The organism is Pseudanabaena sp. BC1403 (assembly GCF_002914585.1).
Lineage (GTDB): Bacteria > Cyanobacteriota > Cyanobacteriia > Pseudanabaenales > Pseudanabaenaceae > Pseudanabaena.
The window spans coordinates 1-20271 of sequence record NZ_PDDM01000042.1 but is presented as its reverse complement, the minus strand read 5'-3'; the positions used below and the strand labels follow the sequence as shown (position 1 = coordinate 20271).

Genomic DNA, 20271 nt, shown 5'->3' with positions numbered 1-20271 from the left:
TTTAAAAACACAAAATGGCTAAGCCACTTAGTGTTTTGGTATTAGCGAGCAATTTTACTTTTGGGGGTAACAAATGAATGATGATCAGCAAACAGTTGTAGCAAGGGTTTAGTTTTTTATTCACAAAAGTGTCATCACACTTTTGTGAATTGGTATTAGAACAGCAAGCAAAATTTGCATTTCTATAGCTATAGAAATGCAAATTTTGCTTAGGACATAAAACCCAAATTAATAAAGGCGGAGCAAAGCTCCGCCTTTATTAATTTGGGTTTTGATTTGTCCTAGCTATCTCTTACATTGCTATATAAACACTGAAAAAATCAGCCTTTGTTGTTAAAACCTAGCTTTATGACCAGAATTATAGGAAAAAAATTGCAAACTTGACAAAGTCTGTTAATGTTTGTCTTGTAAAAATACCTCGGTATTGTGGGTGAGGTTATCCGTGAGTGAATTGAAACACGAATCAGCACTACGAGAAGTTTTGGTTAGCGCCGCAACCGTTAATGATGACGATGACCTTGATGCGCTCTTACGTGGTGATGGACTAAAAGAAAAAGAGATTGCTGAGATCGCCAATATGTTGCTAGATAATCTAGATGATATAGATTCTTTTGCCGTTGATGCTTTTGCCGATGATTGGATTTTAGATGGTCAGCAGTCTAATGAGTCCAAAACCCCAGAAATTATCAAACCTAATTCTTTGGCTAATGAATTAGCTGCCGATCGCGATCGCATCCAAAAAGAGTTAGAAGATCTGCGATCGCAACACCAATTTGAATGTGAATATGTTGATCAGCTTGAGCAGGAAATTACTAGTGTTAGCCATGATCGAGATCGGCAAGTCACAGAACTTACCAACCAACTTGAACAACTGCAAATTCAAGTTTCCAAGTTGCAATCTCACCCACCAGTCACGGATGATCGAGACTTAAGCGATCGCTTAGCAATCCATCTTTTGCAACTAGAGGAAGAATTTCAACATCGTTTAGCGATCGCTTTAGAAATTGAAACCCAGAAAGTTACCCAGAAATATATTCAAGAGATAAATAGCAAAGATGAGTTGATTTATCAACTGCAATATCAAAATACAGAGCTAGATATTTCACAGCGAACCTTGACTACAGAGCTAGAGGCAACTCAAGTTTTGCTTAAAGAATCCACTAAAACCCTTGAGCTAGCTCAAACTAAGCTATCAGAAGTCTCAACTCAACGGGATCAACTAGAAGAAGAACTAATTCAACATCTCTCTAATCGAGCACAATTGCAGCAATCCTTGAGAGGGCTTGAAAATGAATATGTCACCGATCTGACAAGAGTACAAGAATTAGAACAGCAAATCGAAGAATTGCAAAATCAAGTTCTGCATCAAGCATCCAAAGCATCTGAATATGAAGCGGCGATCCAACATTGGAAGGAGCAATCAGTACGTCATCAGCACCATGCCCTTCAACTTAGTGGTGCATTAGATCGTCTGCTAGTCGAAAAACCAGCTAGGCACTTAACGGAACCGATTCAAAATACTAGTGGATCTTCCTATGATCAAGGTTACAGATCAGAGCGATCGCTTGAATCTCTACCAGAACCAACGCCAGTGCGATCGTTTCGCCCAAATTCAAAAGTAGATTTGCCCTCTTTTCTGGTCAAACATCGTTAATCCGAAATAATAAACTCCTTAAAAGTGTTGCAAAGCAACACTTTTAAGGAGTTTATTATTTTGTTTTGATTGTAAAATTGCTGTAATACCAATTCACAAAAGTGTGCCGACGCTTCTGTGAATTAAACAACAAACCCTGTAAGGGTTTTAAAAACACAAAATGGTAACGTCATTTTGTGTTTTGGTATAAGTGAACCTAGATTGGGTATTGAGAGTCTATCTAGTAAAGATTACGAAAAGATTACTAAGCGATCGCCATGAAATTTGTTATTGCTTTTTTGGTGCTTTGGATTTTATTCGGCATACTTGAATGGTTGTATCCATTGAGAAAAGAGCAAAAGCACTTTCGTCAAGGTTGGCTCACAGATGTTGCCCATTTTTTCTTTAATCACATTCTTGTGAATATCGGTACATATCTAGTTGCCGCCTTCCTATATACCTTTTTTAGAGGTGCAATTTCACCAGCATTGCAACTGGCGGTCAGGAGTCAACCTGTGTTACTTCAATTTGCTGAAGCTTTTTTTATTGCCCAGCTATCATTTTATGTAGTGCATCGCTTAGCGCATACAGTGCCTTGGTTATGGCGATTTCACGCAATTCATCATAGTAGTGCAGAACTAGATTGGCTAGCTTCGGCTCGTCTACATCCTTTGGAAATGATCATTGTGAATATTGCGGTGGGAGTACCACTATTTTTATTGGGATTCACAAGGGAAACTTTTGGAATTTATCTCGTGTTTAGTGCAATTTTACCGATTTTAAATCACTCTAATACAAAATTTCAGTTCCCGATTCTCGATCACATAATTGCAACACCTAACTTTCATCACTGGCATCACAGCAATGATCTCGTCGCTCGCGACAAGAATTTTTCTGGCTTTCCAATTATCGATTTATTTTTTGGCACATATTATGTCCCAAAAAACCAGATGCCCGTAACCTATGGAGTTGATGAGATAATTCCTCAAACCTACTGGCAACAGTTGCTTTATCCTTTTCAATCTCAATACAAATAATTTAGAAAGAGAGGTGCGATGCGAAGCAACGCACCTCTCTTTTTTGTACACCAATGTTCAAAATGGCAACGCAATTTTGAATATTGGTGTTAGCTACTTTCATAGGGAAAGCTGACAGTAAAGCAACTACCTTCACCGACTTTACTCTCAATGCTTACTTGCCCGCCGTGCAGTTCAGCAAGTTTCTTCACTAAATTTAAACCTAGCCCTGTTCCTGCATACTGACGACTGAGGCTGCTGTGAATCTGCACAAAGGGCTGAAATAGTCTGTTGATATCCTCCACAGAGATACCGATACCATTATCAGACACTGAAAAACGAATCTCAGGTTTAAAATTTTCTTCTGAATTTGCTCCTGAGAAACCTATAGCAACATTAGCTAAATTTGCTTCGAGATTGACTGTCCCATTTTTTTGGGTGAACTTGACAGCATTACTCAATAAGTTAATTAGCAACTGTCGCATTCTACGCTCATCAATCACGATCGCTGTTGGCACATCATCATGAATTATGAGATTTAATTGAATATTTTTTTGATTAGCTAGATGTTTAACAAAGCTAAGGCTACTGTCGCATAGATAGCGTACCGAGACCGATGTTAGATCTAGGGTAAACATCCCTGCTTCAATTTTGGCAACATCGAGAACATCGTTAATTAACTCCAAAAGATGTTGACCACTTTTTTGAATTGTTTTTAATGAACCCTGTTGACGCTGATTCAGTTCACCAAAAGCCTGCTCCAGCAAGCCTTCGGAAATCCCTAAAATGGCATTGAGCGGAGTCCGCAGCTCATGACTCATTGCGGCAAGAAACTCATCCTTAAGATTAGTAACCCGTTCTAGTTCTTTATTAGTTGCGATCAGCTTTTCATTACTCAACTGGAGAGCTTCTTCCGCACGTTTGCGATCGCTGATATTTCTCACTAATACTAGGACTTCATCTTCACCACAAGGACTAACCCGAACTTCCTCATAAACCCATTCGCCATATTTTTGGAGCTTGTGTTCATAGACTTGCACCTCGCCTGTGATAATTGCTTCATTGAATACCTCGAGTTGCTCAGCTAGAACTGTCGGCGATAAAACTTCAGAAATATTTTGCTGGATTGGGAAAAAGGCTTCTTTGTCTGGAACAATTGGCAACATACAATCAAGGCAAGTCCCATCTTGTTTAAGACGGAGTAGTAAATCGGGAATCGCATTGAGTATTTCTTGTTTGCGCTTTTCACTTTCAGCCAGATCGGCGGTTCTTTGCTGAATTCTAGTTTCTAATTCTTGATTGAGTCTATATAGCTGTTGTTGAGTAGTTTTTAGTTCATTGATATTTTGAATCAGCGCGATATCATACATAGGCTGATTTTCAGGGTCACGAACTATGGAAACACTCATCAACCCCCAAATAAATTGTCCATTTTTATGACAAAATCGTTTCTCAATATGAAAACCATCAATCTCATTGCTAAGTAGTTTCTGATAGTGATAGAGATCGATCTCCAGATCGTCAGGATGGGTGATCTCTTGAAAGGTCAAAACTTGTAGCTCATTCTCTGTATATCCCAACATCTGACATAGAGCTTGGTTGACAGCCAGATGTTTTCCATCAAGTGCTGCTACTGAAATTCCCACCGCAGCATTGTCAAATACACTTCTAAACCGCATTTCCGACTCGCGTAGTGCTTCTTCAGACTGCTTGCGATCGCTAATATTCCGAATAATTGTTAAAACTTCTTGATCGTTTACTTTAACTATCTGCACCTCTTCATATTGTATTTGTCCATTAATATTCCATTGCTGCTCAAAAGACTGAATTTTATTAGTAGCGATCGCCTGTTCAATTGCATGTAATTTGCGATTTGCTAAATCGTTGGGCAGTACATCTGAGAAATGTTTGTTGATCGGATCAAAGTCAGATGGGAGCAGATCAGTGACATAGTTGCTTGAGAAGCATTCTAGGTAAATGCCATCAGCACTAATACGATAAATTAGGTCGGGAATTGCATTTAAAACTGCTCGCTTTTGGGCTTCCACATTAACTAAAGTATCTTCAGCTAGTCTATTTTTTGCAAAGAGAATACTTTCTTGTGTAGCAACTCCAATTATTTTGTCAAAGTCATCAAGCACAGGTAGATGGCGGCATCGAGATCCGTGCAAGAGGTTGAGCATTGACTCTAAATCTTGAATTTGCGATCGCCTAATTACCATTGGGCAATCCGAAAGCACGTCAACAATCTTCAAGCTTTGGAGATTTACTTGCTTCTGCACTAGGTGCATGACATCCAACTTAGAAAAAATCCCGATTAACTTACTTCCATCAACTACTAGCACACAGCTTGATCTGGCTTCAAGCAATATTTGATCGGTAGGCTGCTTAGACGGTGATGAATCAAGTAATTGATTCATCAGCCTAATTGCGTCCAGTACCAAGATATTAGGTGAAACTATAATTGGGTTGCGATCGATCGCAAGGTCAAGATAAATGCTGTTTTGTACTAGCATTGGTTTAGTCGTTAATTGATTAAGAGCTTGTCTAGAATGTCGGTCGATTATGACCTCGTTGTAATTGGCATGAGCGCTCATGCTCATAAATTGGTTAGCCTCGCGGCTCAACGTGAAGCCAGAGTTGCTTGGGTATGGGATCATCAAGTAAAAGATGCTTATCTAAATATTGCCCAGATTGATCATATTTTACTGTTACTGAAAAATAAGATCAGCGATTGCCCTAAATCTGAGCGTTTGCAACTTTTTGCTCAGCAGATATCCTCGATTCGCGATAATTTTTGTCAGGCAGAAATATTAGAAATGCTGCAAAAAAATGGGGTTGATGTAATTGTCGGGGAATGTAAATTTCAAGGCAAAGTACAAAACACTCATATTTTAGAAGTTAGCGAAACCGCTTTCTCAGAGAGATCTAGAGCATTCTCTCAACGTAGTCTCAGTTCACGAGCCTATGCGATCGCCCATGACATCACACCACAACGGAAAATCTTTGGGCTTGCTGAACATAATTACTTAACCGCAAATCAGCTCCTAAATTTAGAAGATCTACCTAACTCGATCGCTGTTTTAGGTGATGACTCCCATGCTTGTGCGATCGCGCAAGCAATAAACTTTCTGGGTGTACATACAAGCTTAATTACTGCTCACCTTCATATTCTACCAAATGTGGATGTGGCGATTGCCCGTACTTTGCAGGCTCAACTAGAAGCTGAAGGGATCGAGATTTATACCAACACTCAAACGACTGCGGTAAGCCAGATTGAGTATGGTCGAACAAGAATTTGGCTAGACAACCATACGATAGATTGCGATCGTCTTTTAGTGCCCTTAGCGCCAAAAGAGTTTTACTTTCCTAGCGATCGCCATGTCTATCAATGCCACAGCGATCAGGATATTGCCAAGATTATGCAACAAACTTTACAAACTGATTTTTGGCGATCAGTCTCCACACCTAGCTTTTCTACGACAGTTGATGTATTGACAACACCAACTGTCGCTCAAATTGGGATGACTGAATTATCTGCAAAACAGAAGTATGGGCAGGACATATATATTTTGGAAAGTTCTACTGAGAATAGCTTATGCAAGATTATTTGCGACCATAAAGGGCTAATACATGGGGCAAGTATGTTTGGCGATCGCGCCAAGTTAGTGATTGAGGCGATCGCGATCGCCATGCAAGGAAAAGTCAAAATCCAGAATATTGCTGTTTTACAAGATTTACAGATTACAGAACAATGGGAAAAACTCCATCGTGATTGTCGCCAGCAAGCGAAATTCAAGAACTGGTTTACTTTTCGGCGTGATTGGAACATTTAGAAATAAAGACAGCGCTTAGCGCTGTCTTTATTTCTAAATGCGTGTTTGAGAAGTTTTGATTCTGCCCCCCTAGCCCCCCAATTCTGGGGGGAACCAGATTCAAGTCCCCCAGAATTGGGGGATTTAGGGGGCGAGAACATTTACTTTAGCTGAACTAAATGTTCCGAAATCGTTTTAATATCGAGCCTTCGGGGACATCTCGAATAATTTCGGTGATTAATGTTTTTGCACCAAGCTTGCCAGAGGCTCGACTCTGATCGATATCAGCGATGAGACTCTTAAATAGCAACAATAGACTTAAGCCCGACCCAACAATTTGGATATAGTGAGCAACTTCGTTATTAATGCCTAAACCTCCAGCAAAAACAGCGATCGCCAAAATCACCATTAACCATAAATACTTCTTCTGACTCGGATATTTGCCGATCATCCAGCTCACGAATAGGCCAGTAAAAATACCACTAATCAAGCCATCGACCCATCGCAAAGGTGATAGCAACATCCCGATTGCCTCGGCAATAAATACCATAGCTGCGATCGCCGTTGATGCTTGTAATTTTTGGATATGTCTTTGCGTGACCGCATTTTGGATTTCTAAAAGCGATCGCAATACATTCACGGCTAACAGTTCTTTCCCTTCCGTATTTAGCAAAGCTAGAATTCGCTCTTTTAAAGATTGGATATCAGGCTTCGGCTGTTCCCAAACTTCTTGACTATCGCGCCCATCACTATATTGAAGCCTTACCTTAAAAGGCTTCGGCTCTGCTGATGTCAAGACAATCTCTTGCGGTGAGATCAGCTTCTGCATTTCTATATTCTGTAATGCTTGATGAATGGCATGGCGATCGCACTTAGGATAGAGATCAGTTTTATTAAAAATCAACAAAATTGGCTTATAGGATTTTTGGAGATTAGCGATCGCTTCTTGTTCTAACCGCGTCATATCTCCAGCAATCACAAACAAAATTAAATCAGCTTGTTTAGCTGATTCCAAGGCAAGTTCTCCTCTTATTTCACCACCAATCTCATCAATCCCCTGTGTATCAATTAATCGCAGTTGAATTTTTCCGCCAGCATTCCACGCATACACTGCAACATCTTTAGTTGTGCCATGAGTAGCGCCCGTCTCGCTTAGCTTCTGTCCCAGCAAAGCATTAATTAATGATGACTTTCCCCGTGATACCATGCCAAAAAGTGCGATCGCGATCGCACTTTTATCTAGCTTCTCTTCAAGTGCTAATATTTCTACTAGCTCAGATTCCGTTAATTCTTTTTGAAATAAATTGCGATAATTGATTAGGCGATCGCGCACCTGTTGTGGATAATCCTGCATGAAAAAGTTAACCCAGAATATCTCTCAAATCAATCTCAATATCAGGAATTACGCCACTTTTAATCACTACATCACCTGTATAAATAGCTTCTTCATAAAAGCCTTCAACCCAAGATAGCAGCGTAATCTGACTACGTACAGGATCGACTATCCAATACTCAGCAATTCCTCTCGCAGCATATTCAGAGCGCTTAAAACGATAGTCTCTTGCTTCATTTTCATGTCCAGCAGATACGACCTCAATTACCACCAATGGCGGCGGCATATCATGGGTAATTGTTCCTCTCTTCGTCATCTCTAAAGCTATCCGACATTCTTCGCCCAAAATTATCAGATCAGGTATTCTGACCTTAGCTCTACGACCACTTACCTCAATCGAAACTTCTTTATATCTCAATAAATGGGCAGGAATAAATTTACCTAATGCGAACAATAATCGCATTGATACATCAGAGTTAAAAATTGATTCTGGGGGCATTGCAACTAATTCTCCATCCTCTAGCTCATAGCGGATATCACTGCCGTCATCATAGGCATAGTATTCTTCGTAGGATAGATACTTGACTTTGGGAATCGCGGCTTGAACCATAAATGTTATTCCATGCGCTGATTGAATATTATAAGCCCGAAAAGCCCTGCACTCAAGTGCGGGCTAAAAGCTCAAACCCGTTGAAACGGGTTAAGTATGCTCAAACCAAAACTGAGAAATTTTTAAAAGTGGTACTTTGCAACACTTTTAAAAAAGTTCTCGGTTTTGGTTTAGGGAACTCCAAAGAAAAAATGATCCTTATAAATCCCCAAAATATAGCGGCGGGCGCAGCCCACCACTATATTTTGGGGATCGATTATTTTGTGGAAGTCCCTTAACGAGTTAATCAACAGTATTCCATAGTCCACTTCAGTGGACTTGAGCTTTTAGCCAAGAACTTGAGTTCTTGGTTTATTTACGCTTTTATTAAGCATTTACTAGTTCTTTCATCGGAGCAGCGAGAGCTTCTTCCAATGGTGCGCGTCCTAGACGTTCTTCAAGAATATCCATTACCGTCCGCCCAAAGTCATCATCATCACGCTTCCATGCTTCTAGACATACTTCCCCAAAGAATGAACCTAGAGGTTCAGGATTCCAAAGTAACTTCTTGGCAGTCCAAGGCATCATGCTCATTGGGTTATAGCCTTTCTTGAGAATGTTGTTTTTGAAAGCATAATCTTCCAAATGGGTATGTGGTTGTAACCCAATGAAGAAGATCGCAGGTTCTACTTTATCCGCACCGAAAATAGCTTCCAATTCTCGGTGATAGGCGATCGTCTGACGTACTGTTTCTAGAGTCTCATCGATCACGTTAAAAGAATAGTTAACGGATACTAATTCATTAAAACCTGCGGCTCTGAGATCGCGACAGTTTTGTAAAACTGATTTGAGGTTATAGCCCATGCGCATTTTACGAACAAGTTCTTGAGAGCCGCTAGTAATGCCGATCTCGAAATAGCTCATACCTGTCTCTACCATTAACTGACAAAGATAAGGCGTGAGATTGTCAGCACGGATATAGGCTGCCCAATGAATATCAGTCATCCCCGATGCTTTGACTTTTTCGAGAAGTTCTACAGCATCATCAATAAACTTCTTCGCAGGAATAAACTGAGCATCGGTGAACCAGAAATTACGAACGCCGCGATCGTAAAGTTGGCGCATTTCCTTGATTACTTCATCGGTGGGATTGATGCGAACTTGCTTACCCTCGATTACCGTATAAATGCAATAACAACAGTTATGAGGACATCCCCGCTTTGTTTGCACACCAATATAAAAGTCGCGATCGCGGAAATAATAGTTGAAATCTTCCCAAATCGATTCAATATATTCGTAATTACAGGCGCTTTTTTCAATCGGTGCGGGCTGCTCATGGATTAATCTGGCGCGAGGCTTGGTTTCACCAGCCACATAGCAGCGATCGCCTTCGATTTCACGACCTTGTACTAAACGCTCTAATAAAGATTCACCCTCGCCAACAGAGATGATTGTTCCTTTGGGAAGGACGTTTCCTAATTGCTCATAAAAAACACTGACCGCACCGCCACCAATTACCGCCTTGGCTTCAGGGTGATATCGTCTGGCTCGACTTAAGCCGCGCTTGATTAAATTTGAGTTGCGCCAAAGCTCGGTGTAATAGGAGGTAAATAGGCGTAGTCCATTGACAGCGCCACGGAATTTTTTAAAAGGATTTTTGGCATAGTAAAACTCAAAGGCATTTTGAAGGGGATTGCCACCACGTCCGCCCACAGGTGCATAAATCTGAATATCACGCCATGAAAATACTAATAAGTTGGGTTGAAACTTGTCGATCGCCCGATCTAGCGCCCCATAAAAATCAAGAGGTGGCACAGTGCCTAAGTCAAAAATATTTTGTTGCACATGGGGTGCAACCTTATGAATGTGATCAGATAAATAAACTACGCCTATCGGGAAAATCGGGTTGCATGGAAGACGAATGTAGAGAATGCGATCGCAGCCTACGGCTACACCAGATATATCACTAGCTAAATCTTGAGGATCTTTTATGAAATCAGTGGTAGACATAGGATTTTATCTTTGATCTAAATTATTTCTTAATTGTTTTTATTATTTTGGGTGCTTTTACCGCAATTTTCATCCTTGAGAATCGCTGGATATTCACCGCTAAGTCTTTACATATCTTAATTATATTCACTTTCTCGCCAGTTCGGTAATCATGGGGATCGATAAATTGGGGATCAAACGGGGATCAAATTGGCGATCTCTGAATTGATAGTTGGTAGTAGTGTTTACAATCGCTAGTTGGTATTGAGTGTTAGCTTTATGTACGGGTAAAATGGCAAGATTAGTATTCTTGTTAATTCCAAATATATCGGCAGGGTTTATTTGGTTTAATTAGGAATATTTTTGGGTTCATGACTAACTTGGGTTGGTTTAATGTTCAAAAAATCTTGTTAATTTTTGCTTAAACAACTTTAATATGAAAATACTATGTCCATATTTGATCCGTTACCTGCTGGTTTGCATGACAAAAAGATTGTCTGCTCCTATGTAAATGCTACTAGCAAAATCCAAATAGCTCGGATCACCGATGTCCCTCAATGGTATTTTGAGCGAGTCGTATTCCCTGGGCAAAATCTTATATTTGAGGCGATCGCCTCGGCACATGTTGAGATTCATACAGGTATGATGGCAAGCTCCATACTTTCGGATACAATTCCCTGTGTCCAATTACAGGTAGAAGAAGCTAGCTGCGCCTTGCCAGACTGGGTTCCCATCAAACATATTGATGATGACTCACTTCACGATCCATCGGCGCTGCTGAACCTACCTGAACCTGAAGTAGTCTCCTAACAATGGATTTTCTGGTCTTCAATTTTTCCCAGTTTTTGAATTATTTAACCAGCATAAAAATGGACTTTTTGTCCCTTGATTATGCTTTATTCCTGCTCATCGTTACGGTTATTTATTGGCTCTTACCAAATGTGCAAGCACGCTTGTTAATTATTTTGACAGCAAGCTTAATGTTTTACTCATTTATCCAGAGGCAATATGTTTGGCTGTTGTTGGTGATGCTGGCGATTAATTTTTGGTTGGGAGGAGAAATTCGCAAAGGCGACAAATTTCTGAAGCAGTGGCTGCTTTTTGTGGGGATATTTTTTGATGTGCTACTGCTATTTGGGTTTAAATATATTCCTTTTGTCGCAACGGCGATCGGCAATATTACGGGTTTGCCAGTGGGCAGTTCGCTAGCGATCTGGGCGAAGACAAACATCGTACCGCCGATCACGCTCAGCTTTTTTGTATTTGAGTTAATTGCATACCTAGTTGATACCTATCGCGGTAATAGTCCCGCTAAGGATTTTCTAAATTTTGCAGCTTATAAGTTATTTTTTGCCAAACTACTATCTGGTCCCATTACCCGCTATCAAGAATTTGCACCTCAACTAATCACGCGATCGCGTCCCGTGTTGCCTGATATTGCCGAAGGTGTATGGCTATTTGCCTGTGGAGCCGTCAAAAAAGGCATCATCGCGGACAATCTGGCAAGACTAGTCGATCTTAGTTTTCGGAATACTGAACGTGCAGGCAGTATCGATCTCTGGTTAGCTCTATTCGCCTATGGCATTCAAATTTACTGTGACTTTAGCGGCTATATCGATATGGCAAGAGGTAGCGCTTTGTTATTAGGTTTCAAGTTGCCTCAAAATTTCGATTTCCCTTATTTCTCAGCAAGTATTTCTGACTTTTGGCGGCGTTGGCACATGACCCTCGGTGCATGGATGCGAAATTATCTGTATATTCCTTTGGGTGGTTCTAGGGGGGGGCTTTGGCGGACTTGCCTAAATTTGATGATTATCATGCTCGTAGTTGGGATTTGGCATGGCGCAAACTGGGGCTTCATTATTTGGGGTGTCTGGCATGGTGCGGCGCTGGTAGTACATCGCCTCTGGATGGAAGTTTGCAGCGTATTTGAAGATTTGCATAAAATCTGGAAGCCTTTGCCAATGAGACTCTTGGCAGTTGTGATCACACAGTTGGTAGTGTTTTTAGGCTGGATTCCGTTCCGCTTACCGAATTTAGCTGATACAAATATGTTTTTGCAAAGGCTCTGGGGCTACGAGAGCGATCCTCAGTTCGGTGTAAAAATCTATGTGGAATCTCTCGGTATTACAGCAGGACAGATCGCGTTATTACTATTTGGTCTATGTATGTGTTCTCTAGTTGCCTATCAATGTGATCGCGCCAAGTGGCAGTTAAATTGGCAAGTGAAATTATTTCTAGTCCCCGTCAGCCTTTTTCTAGTCAGCATCCTCAGCCCCGACAAGAAACTACCATTTATCTACTTTGATTTTTAGACTCTACTCTTTAGAAGAGGTACGAACAGAAATATACTTATCGTGCAGTATGGTGTAGAGATTTTCTGACTGGTTAATGATTCGATCAAGATCTTTTGAATCAAATACCAGCACTATGATTTTATCTACTAGCCAAGCGTCTCGAATTACTGTTTTTGCATCTCTTGTAATTCCTTGCTTGGAGAAGAAAATACTAACTTTTGCTCCAACTTCTCGCATTTTGCTGCAAAATATCCTTAAATCTGGTGCGCCAGCTTTTTTACTCCAATTTTTACATTCCACAATCAGCAGATAGTCAAACTCTGCAAAAAGTGTTGCAGTTATCTTTCTAACTTTAAAATCTAAATCTATTTCTCCTGCTTTACAATTTCGCCGCATCTTATTACAACTAAGATATGGAGATTCTAGGAGGATTCGTGCTAGTGATTCGAGGATGAGTCCAATGTTATCTCCCGTTTCTGGCTGATTGGCACGCCCTAATAAAATCTGGAGATAGTCTCTGACCTGATGTAATGCTTCATCTATTAAGATATCGGGATAAAGTTGATATTTTCACGGAAACTAAAATTATGTTGCGACTCGTTCATTTAGCGAAGCTTTCCTCCACAATGGTCGGAAATATGTGCTCAATTACCGAAATATAAGGCTGAGTAATGAGATCTTCTTTAAAAGCATAGGTCAGAAAAATATCGCTCTCGGAAACTGTAAAATTATGTCCACAGTGATCACAAGAAATTTCACGATCTAAAGGAAGATCTTTGTAGCTTTGATAGATTGCAATAGTTTCATGGCAAGCAGGGCAGCATAGCTCAAAGCTCTCAGATAAAAAGCCTGCCTGTACTAGCTTTGAAATACTTTCTATCCATGATCGCTCTTGTACTTGTATTCCTAATGTTTGATAAATGCGCGGGCTAAAGTGACTACCATAACCATTAGCACGAATGGCATACAGTAAAGTTTCAATTTGCTCGTTGATTTCTGGATTCTCTTTCGTCGATCGCCGTAATTTGCTTATGGGAGGAAGAAACTTGATTTTTCTGACTGCCAATAAAACGTATTCAATTACTTCCTCTGCAACATCGCTCATAAACCAAATATTTCCTTGATGGCTAATATGTAAGGATACTTTTGTTAAATGCCCTGAATGTTTGGTATAAAAAAACTCAAGGCGTGTTTCACGTAACTCGCCATCGCTAAATTTTTCTCTGAATTCCTCAGAGCTCTCTAAGTCATCAAGGGTCGGAGATGCAGACACATAAACAGTATCAAGATCACCTCCAAAAAGTTTGTATTTTGACGCTCTGGATTTAGCAATTAGTTCGCGCTTAAGAAAAGCCATGTCATTATCTGAAAATGTCATTGCTGCTACTTCTATTCCAAGCAAGCGAGAAATTGATGCGTGTAGCAGTTTAGTTTCGCGAATGCTGGCACGAGTTTCAACTAAAAATGTTCTGTCTAGAAGTCTAATATAGGCATCAATACGCTTTGTGGGAGTGATTTTCCTCAATTGGTAATTATCTTCAAGTTCGTATGATTTACCTGCATAGGTAAACTCTAGCCTCAGCTTGGTGTCACTCAGCCACTCAGCGCTATTAAATGAGGGCTTTTGGGTTAACTGTGGGTGTAGTTCCGTTGTAAAGGGATCGTTGTCTTGGTTATGGCGTAGTAGTCTATCTAGTTGTTGCTTAGTCAAGCTTTTATATTCAAGGGGCATTCCTAAACACACGGATACTTTGCCAGCAAATTTATGTTCGCGGATAACTGCATTGATCAGATCTCTTGACAAAACTTGCGTGTCAACTAACTGCTTAACTTCTTGTAGTAATTCTTCTTTAGTTGCATTTTTAGCTGGTTCTTTGTTGATTGAGTCAGCAATTAGTTCTCGGATAGTTTGTACATTGACATGCCCCAACTCTAGGATTGGGTTTGCATTCTCAATTTCGATATCTGTCTGCGTTGCCATAATATGCGGATGTTGATTACAGGAAAATGCAGTTGCTTAATCTAGGTTTTCCTATTGTACGCACTTTAAGCGAATTCGCCTAAATATCCTTTTTGTGTTTTAGTTAGGACTTTCAGCTTTTGGCTACTCTTACTTAAACAATGCGATCGCGACTACATTGGTTCAAGGCGAATAAGTTGCCCTGATTGTTCATCGGTCAGAATATAGATAAATCCATCTTTTCCTTGACGGACATCTCTTACTCGCTGACCGACAGGAATAGTTTCTTGAACTATTGTTTTATTACCTTCGATTTTGATGCGCACAACTGATTTAGATACTAATCCACCAGCAAACAAATTACCTTCCCAATTTGGGAAGATATTGCCACGATATAGTAACAGACCCGATGGTGCGATCGCAGGAGTCCACACCAATTTAGGATCGACCATATTGGGGCGAGATACTTCCTTGGAAATTTTACCTCCTGTGTATTCTTGGCTAAAGGTTACAACTGGCCAGCCATAGTTTTTCCCAGCTTCGATGAGGTTTAGTTCATCACCACCCCTTGAACCATGCTCGGTTGACCATACTTGCTTGGAGATGGGATCAGCAAATAACCCTTGAATATTGCGATGTCCATAACTCCAAATCGCTGGATTAGCACTAGCAGTTTTCACAAAGGGATTATCAGATGGAATAGAGCCGTCATCTTTAAGTCGTAGGACTTTACCAAGCTGACTATTTAGCTTTTGGGCTTGATTGCGAATCAACTCACCATCCAGTTGTAATGGAGGATTGCCTCCATCACCGATCGCAATCAGCATTGTGTCATCTGGCAGCCAAACAATACGCGAACCGAAGTGTTGATTCCCTGATTTTGAAGGTTTCACCTCAAAAATAACTTGTGGTTCCACCAGAGCTTTACCATCAAATTTTGCTCTCAAAATACTGGTGTGATTAGATTGGAAATTGCCACTGGAGTATGTGAGATACACCAAGTTATTTTGAGCAAAGCGTGGATGGAGTGAGATATCCATCAAACCTGCTTGTCCAGACACAAATAAATTGGGGATTTCAGCGATCGCAATTTGCTCTAATGATCCATTTCGGAAAATTTTGACTCGACCCACTCGCTCGGTAATTAGAATCGCGCCATCGGGCAACCATGCCATTCCCCAAGGTCTCTCTAAATCTTTGGCTACCGTAACTTGCTTGAAACTGTTTGGAGTAAGTTCTTTGTTAGTGGCGGTCGCCGATGTTGTAGGTTGCGCAACAATTGATGGATTGTTTGTTTCTGGGACAGTACAACTTCCTACGATCAGCGCAATCGCGCCAATTAAAAGGGTGAACGGACGGTGTAAATTCTTCATCGCTTTTGGTTGGTAATTTATAAATGATTATTGTGAATGGCGATCGCTTGTTTGCGATCGCTTACTTCTAATTTATGCAAAATCGTATGAATATGTACCCGCACTGTTCCTGATGAGATGTAAAGCAGATCGGCAATCTCTTGATTGGTTTTCTGCTCAGACATCAAAAGGAGAATTTCTTTTTCGCGTCGCGTCAAAGTATCAACTTTTGACCCAGATAAATTCTCAGGTGTAATCTCGGAAGATTGATTTTGAAAAATATTATGGATTTCAGCAGTTGCAGCGGCATCCCACCAAGATGCTCCTGCGATCACCGATCGCATGGCAAGAATTAAGGTCTCAGCAGCAACCCCTTTGAGGCAATAGCCCTGTGCGCCTGCGGTAACTAAACGCGAGATTAGCGATCGCTCATTGCGTGAAGTGAGTACTAAAATCGGTAAGTTCGGATGATTGAGCTTGAGTTGGCGACAGGTCTCTAGCCCACCAAGCCCTGGCAAACCGATATCAAGCAGGACAAGATCAAAGGGTTGCTGTTTGGCAAGATCGATCGCCGTTTCTCCATCGTTAGCCTCTGCTAAAACCGCGATTTTGGTTTCCTGTTGCAAACGCACTTGTAAACCAAGGCGAAATAGTTCATCGTCTTCAACTAACAGGATTTTAAGGTGATCTAAGGTCATTTTTTTTCAATAAACTTCGTTATGGCAGGCATAGATGGCGCTCTGTGCCATCTATCCTGTCGTTTAGGTAATGTCATGCGATGAATAGGGCAAAGTGGGTAAACGAAAGCCGAATATTGCGCCATGGGGAATACGATTTTCTGCCCAAATTGTACCGCCATGAGCTTCGATAATTTGGCGGGTTAGATATAAACCCAGTCCAGAACCAGTAGCTAAGCGATCGCTTTGTCCTTGATAAAACCGATCAAATAAGTATGGCTTTTCATCAATCTTAATACCTGAGCCAACATCGAGTACCTGTACAACCTGATATGAAGATTGGATTTCTAGCACAACTTCTACTTTTGCGCCTCGCGGAGAATGATTAATCGCATTGGTTAGTAAATTTGTAAAAACTCGCCGTAATTGGAAAGCATCACCATTCACCCACAGGAATTTGCGAAATTCCGACTCTCCATAATGCAGATTCAGATAAACGCTGCGGCTTGTAGATAGTCTCAAAAGCGAGGTTGCTACATCTTCCGCTAATATTGCGAGATTAATTGGCTCTAATTGTAATTGCAAACCTTCCGTTTCATTGCGATAGACATCAAGGAGGGTTTCCACTAATCTCAAACTATTCTGATGACTACGGATCATCGTTGCTACTACAGTTTTTTGTTTAGTATGAATAGTCCCAAACTGTTCGCGGTCAAAAGCTTGAAGCGTTTCGATCGCACCAAGTAACGGAGTTCGCAAATCATGGGTCAAAGTGTAAGCAAAGTCTTCGCGGACATTCATGATTTTTTCTTGGGATTGAAGTTTTGCCTGTTGCTGCACCAAAATTTGTTGTGTTTGTCGATCGCGATCGCTTAAGAAACTAGTTACGATTAATGCCAAAATCGTGACTAGCCGATTCACAATCATCGAGATTTGCACTTCTCCTTGTTTGGGAATCCATATATTTAATAGGGTGAGAATTACGGCTACTAAGGTGAGTTGCAAAGTGCTACGGCGACCCAATTGCGAATTGGCGATGAGGATTGGGCTGATGTAGAGATAACCCATGACATATTCGGGAGGTGTGGAAAATTCCAAAATAATCACTAGCCCAAATAGTCCCACAATTATCCAAAATAAATGCGATCGCCAAGATGGTTCGGATAATTGTTTTGACATTCCTCTAGCTTAGCCTCATGGTTTCTATCAATAGTTACATCTCATGCGTTAACTAAACAACGATCGCCTATGCAAAAAATTAAACAAATAGCGATCGCCTAAACAATCGAATAGAGCTGCTAAGCCTATTCCTAACAAGCCATCTTGATAAGCAAGGTGATTCGATGGAGTTATACTGTATTTTATCAATCAAAATTTAGTGTTGTCTATGAGGCAATATGTCTGAGTCGATCGCCTTAGAACTTCCCGAACCGTTGGCAAAAAAAGTTAAGGAAATTGCTGCGCTCAATCGACAAGGGATTGAAGAAATGCTGATTGAATGGATCGATCGCACTATTAATGAGATTCCCATAGATACTTTGCCTGATGAACAAGTTCTAATGCTTTGTAATTTGCAAATGGGTGAACAGCAGCAAAGGGTTTTTAGCGATGCTTTGAATGATGTCTCATGAAAGTAGTTGAGTCCTGATAGTGATTTTGAAGATTTCGCCGCAATTTTATTTTCTTAGTTATGATGGTTGTGATAAATCAGGCAAGATTCTTAGAAAATATGAAAGAACAAGATTTGTTAAATCGGATCTCTTCTAGTCCTAGAGTGATGGTGGGAAAGCCAGTCATTAGAGGGACTCGGTTATCTGTTGAGTACATTCTAAATCTGCTGGCTCATGGTGCAACTGTGACGGAGATTTTGGAAGAGTATGAAGGTTTGGTTGAGGCGGATATTAGGGCTTGTTTGCTGTTTGCGTCTCGTGCTTTGGAAAGTGCAAGTTTTATGCCTTTGGCGGAGATTGCTTAGGTGCGGTTTTTGGTGGATGAAAATACGGGTGTTGTGGTTGCGCGTTGGTTACGCAGTCAAAATCATGAGGTTTTCTCGGTTTATGAGGAGGCAAGAGGGACTGATGATGATGAAATTCTACAAAAGGCTTGGGATGAGAATTGGATTTTGATTTCTTGTGATAAGGATTTTGGTGAAAAGGTTTATCGGGAACGAAGACTACATCATGGGGTGGTTTTGCTTAGGCTTGAGGATGAGCGTAATGCTAACAAAATCAATGTTTTGCAAAGTTTATTAGAAAATTATGCGGGGCAGTTAGCGGATAGTTTTGTTGTAGTTACTGAGAAACAGGTTAGATTTGCTAGGGCTTTGTCTTGAGATGTTCAGAAAAATTTAAGGCTATGAAGTGAATCGAGATCGCTCTTTTCAAAAATTAATCAAACAGAGATCGCCACATAGTTTGTTTTGTGTACGCTCATCAAATGTAAAAACATTCCTTACTATACAAGACGATTTTGATGAGGTATAGGTATATTGTTATGACTAAACTCCAAGTCTCAATCAAGGGGGATATATGAAAACTCAAGGATATGGCTTCTTTATTACTGAGCCAAACGCTTATAAATCATTAGAATGTAATATCTGCGGCGCTGAATGCCTAGTTGAGCGTAACTTGCCAGCAAAATCAGGCTTTATATCGGCTATGGCGAGGATGGATAAACCTCGTGATGAATTTTCTTGTCCCAATCTAGAGGAAGAATGGCATGAACAGGCAGTACAACTCGTAATGGAAATAGAGAAAACGCCAAGCAAGCGTCTTGCACGGCTAATGCAGCAAGATTTAGAAGATGTGTTGAATGAAAATAAAACTTAATTTAGGTGATTTATATGCTTAAAGATTTTCGTGACCTCAAGAAATTTGCTGAAGAAGCTATCCGTATTGAGTACTTTGCGACTATGAACAAAGATTTAACTAAAGTTAAAACAAATCAGCCAATTATCGAAGTATTGGCTGAGATGAAAGCTAAAGATTTTGATGTAGTTCCTGTAATTCAAGGACAAAAAATATTGGGATATCTAGAAAGAAACTCTCTAGGAAGTTTTTCCAAAACATATGAATTTATTGGCGACATTACTGATATTCCTAAAATGTCTCAAGCCAAGGTAATCGATCTTAACAATCCTGAGTCTGACTCTTTAGAAAAAGCATTTGAGTATCTTCGCCGTTACAGATGGTTCTTCGTAAAAAGAGATAAAACAATAGTAGGAATCGTAACACTAGACGATTTAAAACACCCAATAGTTTCTTTGTATATTCTTTCTAAATTACTAATAGTAGAGGCTGGACTTCGTAGATTGTGGGGAACATATACGAATATTCCAACTCCCGATGCACCACCCAAAAAGACTAGATCAGATGCATCACCTAAAAAGACTGAATCAAAAGAACCTACAGTTTTCAAAGACATTATCGATAATGTCAAAAAACAGTCAGAAAATAACTATGACAGTATAATTCGACATCTCGGTTATACGGATGTTTCATTTCATGAACATACAGATGATATGGGCGTTGTTGCATAAAAAGGGTAGGGGAAGGTAAATTAGATATTAATCAGGAGATGAAACCGTAACAAATGAAACAGCAATATCAGA

Annotated in this window: 19 protein-coding genes; 10 read left to right on the top strand and 9 right to left on the bottom strand. The window is 40.3% G+C overall.

The window, feature by feature from the left end; all coding sequences use genetic code 11:
- The first annotated feature begins 442 nt into the window (after nucleotides 1-442).
- On the top strand, nucleotides 443-1654 hold the full coding sequence (locus tag CQ839_RS23190; RefSeq protein ID WP_103670671.1) for a hypothetical protein: 1212 nt from the start codon (nucleotides 443-445) through the stop codon (nucleotides 1652-1654).
- A 257-nt stretch (nucleotides 1655-1911) separates the two neighbouring features.
- Nucleotides 1912-2670: a sterol desaturase family protein gene (locus CQ839_RS23185; protein WP_103670670.1), complete on the top strand. Its 759-nt coding sequence runs from the start codon at nucleotides 1912-1914 to the stop codon at nucleotides 2668-2670.
- 89 nt (nucleotides 2671-2759) lie between these two features.
- On the opposite strand, the gene CQ839_RS23180 is transcribed toward CQ839_RS23185, so the two are convergent.
- A complete protein-coding gene (locus CQ839_RS23180; RefSeq protein WP_181016313.1) occupies nucleotides 2760-5165 on the bottom strand; it encodes a PAS domain S-box protein in 2406 nt (801 codons plus the stop codon).
- 36 nt (nucleotides 5166-5201) lie between these two features.
- On the opposite strand from CQ839_RS23180, the gene CQ839_RS23175 reads away from it, so the two are divergent.
- Entirely contained in the window at nucleotides 5202-6485 is a 1284-nt protein-coding gene (locus CQ839_RS23175) for an NAD-binding protein (RefSeq protein WP_103670668.1), read from the top strand.
- 154 nt (nucleotides 6486-6639) lie between these two features.
- On the opposite strand, the gene CQ839_RS23170 is transcribed toward CQ839_RS23175, so the two are convergent.
- The 3 genes from CQ839_RS23170 to CQ839_RS23155 form a co-directional block, all read right to left on the bottom strand.
- On the bottom strand, nucleotides 6640-7818 hold the full coding sequence (locus CQ839_RS23170) for an Era-like GTP-binding protein (RefSeq protein ID WP_103670667.1): 1179 nt from the start codon (nucleotides 7816-7818) through the stop codon (nucleotides 6640-6642).
- Nucleotides 7819-7825: 7 nt separating this feature from the next.
- Nucleotides 7826-8407, bottom strand: coding sequence for a Uma2 family endonuclease (locus CQ839_RS23165; protein ID WP_103670666.1), 582 nt, complete (start codon nucleotides 8405-8407; stop codon nucleotides 7826-7828).
- 366 nt (nucleotides 8408-8773) lie between these two features.
- Nucleotides 8774-10396 (bottom strand): photosystem II high light acclimation radical SAM protein, encoded by a 1623-nt coding sequence (locus tag CQ839_RS23155; protein WP_258040853.1) that lies wholly within the window; start codon nucleotides 10394-10396, stop codon nucleotides 8774-8776.
- Nucleotides 10397-10822: 426 nt separating this feature from the next.
- On the opposite strand from CQ839_RS23155, the gene CQ839_RS23150 reads away from it, so the two are divergent.
- Nucleotides 10823-11185, top strand: coding sequence for a DUF1830 domain-containing protein (locus CQ839_RS23150; protein ID WP_103670664.1), 363 nt, complete (start codon nucleotides 10823-10825; stop codon nucleotides 11183-11185).
- Between the two features lie 59 nt (nucleotides 11186-11244).
- On the top strand, nucleotides 11245-12690 hold the full coding sequence (locus tag CQ839_RS23145; protein WP_103670683.1) for an MBOAT family protein: 1446 nt from the start codon (nucleotides 11245-11247) through the stop codon (nucleotides 12688-12690).
- 3 nt (nucleotides 12691-12693) lie between these two features.
- On the opposite strand, the gene CQ839_RS23140 is transcribed toward CQ839_RS23145, so the two are convergent.
- The 5 genes from CQ839_RS23140 to CQ839_RS23120 form a co-directional block, all read right to left on the bottom strand.
- Entirely contained in the window at nucleotides 12694-13068 is a 375-nt protein-coding gene (locus CQ839_RS23140; protein ID WP_103670663.1) for a restriction endonuclease, read from the bottom strand.
- Nucleotides 13069-13273: 205 nt separating this feature from the next.
- Nucleotides 13274-14653 (bottom strand): hypothetical protein, encoded by a 1380-nt coding sequence (locus CQ839_RS23135; RefSeq protein ID WP_103670662.1) that lies wholly within the window; start codon nucleotides 14651-14653, stop codon nucleotides 13274-13276.
- Nucleotides 14654-14805: 152 nt separating this feature from the next.
- Nucleotides 14806-16005, bottom strand: coding sequence for a PQQ-dependent sugar dehydrogenase (locus CQ839_RS23130; RefSeq protein WP_103670661.1), 1200 nt, complete (start codon nucleotides 16003-16005; stop codon nucleotides 14806-14808).
- Between the two features lie 17 nt (nucleotides 16006-16022).
- Nucleotides 16023-16682, bottom strand: a complete 660-nt coding sequence (locus CQ839_RS23125) for a response regulator transcription factor (RefSeq protein ID WP_103670660.1) — start codon at nucleotides 16680-16682, stop codon at nucleotides 16023-16025.
- Nucleotides 16683-16745: 63 nt separating this feature from the next.
- The gene (locus CQ839_RS23120; protein ID WP_103670659.1) at nucleotides 16746-17840 is read right to left on the bottom strand and encodes a sensor histidine kinase KdpD; all 1095 of its coding nucleotides are present in this window, start codon (nucleotides 17838-17840) and stop codon (nucleotides 16746-16748) included.
- Between the two features lie 218 nt (nucleotides 17841-18058).
- Between CQ839_RS23120 and CQ839_RS23115 the strand changes: the two genes are divergently transcribed.
- The 5 genes from CQ839_RS23115 (at nucleotide 18059) to CQ839_RS23095 (ending at nucleotide 20199) form a co-directional block, all read left to right on the top strand.
- On the top strand, nucleotides 18059-18292 hold the full coding sequence (locus CQ839_RS23115) for a hypothetical protein (RefSeq protein ID WP_181016312.1): 234 nt from the start codon (nucleotides 18059-18061) through the stop codon (nucleotides 18290-18292).
- Nucleotides 18293-18390: 98 nt separating this feature from the next.
- Nucleotides 18391-18636, top strand: a complete 246-nt coding sequence (locus tag CQ839_RS23110) for a DUF433 domain-containing protein (RefSeq protein ID WP_094531556.1) — start codon at nucleotides 18391-18393, stop codon at nucleotides 18634-18636.
- A complete protein-coding gene (locus CQ839_RS23105; protein ID WP_103670658.1) occupies nucleotides 18637-18993 on the top strand; it encodes a DUF5615 family PIN-like protein in 357 nt (118 codons plus the stop codon).
- A gap of 196 nt (nucleotides 18994-19189) precedes the next feature.
- Nucleotides 19190-19489, top strand: coding sequence for a hypothetical protein (locus tag CQ839_RS23100; protein ID WP_103670657.1), 300 nt, complete (start codon nucleotides 19190-19192; stop codon nucleotides 19487-19489).
- Nucleotides 19490-19503: 14 nt separating this feature from the next.
- Entirely contained in the window at nucleotides 19504-20199 is a 696-nt protein-coding gene (locus tag CQ839_RS23095; RefSeq protein WP_103670656.1) for a CBS domain-containing protein, read from the top strand.
- The last annotated feature ends 72 nt before the right edge of the window (nucleotides 20200-20271 follow it).

Excerpts from the sequence above, each read along its gene's own strand:
- CQ839_RS23185 (WP_103670670.1), top strand. The coding sequence starts at position 1,912 with ATGAAATTTGTTATTGCTTTTTTGGTGCTTTGGATTTTATTCGGCATA.
- CQ839_RS23180 (WP_181016313.1), bottom strand. The coding sequence starts at position 5,165 with ATGCTAGTACAAAACAGCATTTATCTTGACCTTGCGATCGATCGCAAC.
- CQ839_RS23175 (WP_103670668.1), top strand. The coding sequence starts at position 5,202 with ATGTCGGTCGATTATGACCTCGTTGTAATTGGCATGAGCGCTCATGCT.
- CQ839_RS23170 (WP_103670667.1), bottom strand. The coding sequence starts at position 7,818 with ATGCAGGATTATCCACAACAGGTGCGCGATCGCCTAATCAATTATCGC.
- CQ839_RS23165 (WP_103670666.1), bottom strand. The coding sequence starts at position 8,407 with ATGGTTCAAGCCGCGATTCCCAAAGTCAAGTATCTATCCTACGAAGAA.
- CQ839_RS23155 (WP_258040853.1), bottom strand. The coding sequence starts at position 10,396 with ATGTCTACCACTGATTTCATAAAAGATCCTCAAGATTTAGCTAGTGAT.
- CQ839_RS23150 (WP_103670664.1), top strand. The coding sequence starts at position 10,823 with ATGTCCATATTTGATCCGTTACCTGCTGGTTTGCATGACAAAAAGATT.
- CQ839_RS23145 (WP_103670683.1), top strand. The coding sequence starts at position 11,245 with ATGGACTTTTTGTCCCTTGATTATGCTTTATTCCTGCTCATCGTTACG.
- CQ839_RS23140 (WP_103670663.1), bottom strand. The coding sequence starts at position 13,068 with ATGCGGCGAAATTGTAAAGCAGGAGAAATAGATTTAGATTTTAAAGTT.
- CQ839_RS23135 (WP_103670662.1), bottom strand. The coding sequence starts at position 14,653 with ATGGCAACGCAGACAGATATCGAAATTGAGAATGCAAACCCAATCCTA.
- CQ839_RS23130 (WP_103670661.1), bottom strand. The coding sequence starts at position 16,005 with ATGAAGAATTTACACCGTCCGTTCACCCTTTTAATTGGCGCGATTGCG.
- CQ839_RS23125 (WP_103670660.1), bottom strand. The coding sequence starts at position 16,682 with ATGACCTTAGATCACCTTAAAATCCTGTTAGTTGAAGACGATGAACTA.
- CQ839_RS23120 (WP_103670659.1), bottom strand. The coding sequence starts at position 17,840 with ATGTCAAAACAATTATCCGAACCATCTTGGCGATCGCATTTATTTTGG.
- CQ839_RS23115 (WP_181016312.1), top strand. The coding sequence starts at position 18,059 with ATGTCTGAGTCGATCGCCTTAGAACTTCCCGAACCGTTGGCAAAAAAA.
- CQ839_RS23110 (WP_094531556.1), top strand. The coding sequence starts at position 18,391 with ATGAAAGAACAAGATTTGTTAAATCGGATCTCTTCTAGTCCTAGAGTG.
- CQ839_RS23100 (WP_103670657.1), top strand. The coding sequence starts at position 19,190 with ATGAAAACTCAAGGATATGGCTTCTTTATTACTGAGCCAAACGCTTAT.
- CQ839_RS23095 (WP_103670656.1), top strand. The coding sequence starts at position 19,504 with ATGCTTAAAGATTTTCGTGACCTCAAGAAATTTGCTGAAGAAGCTATC.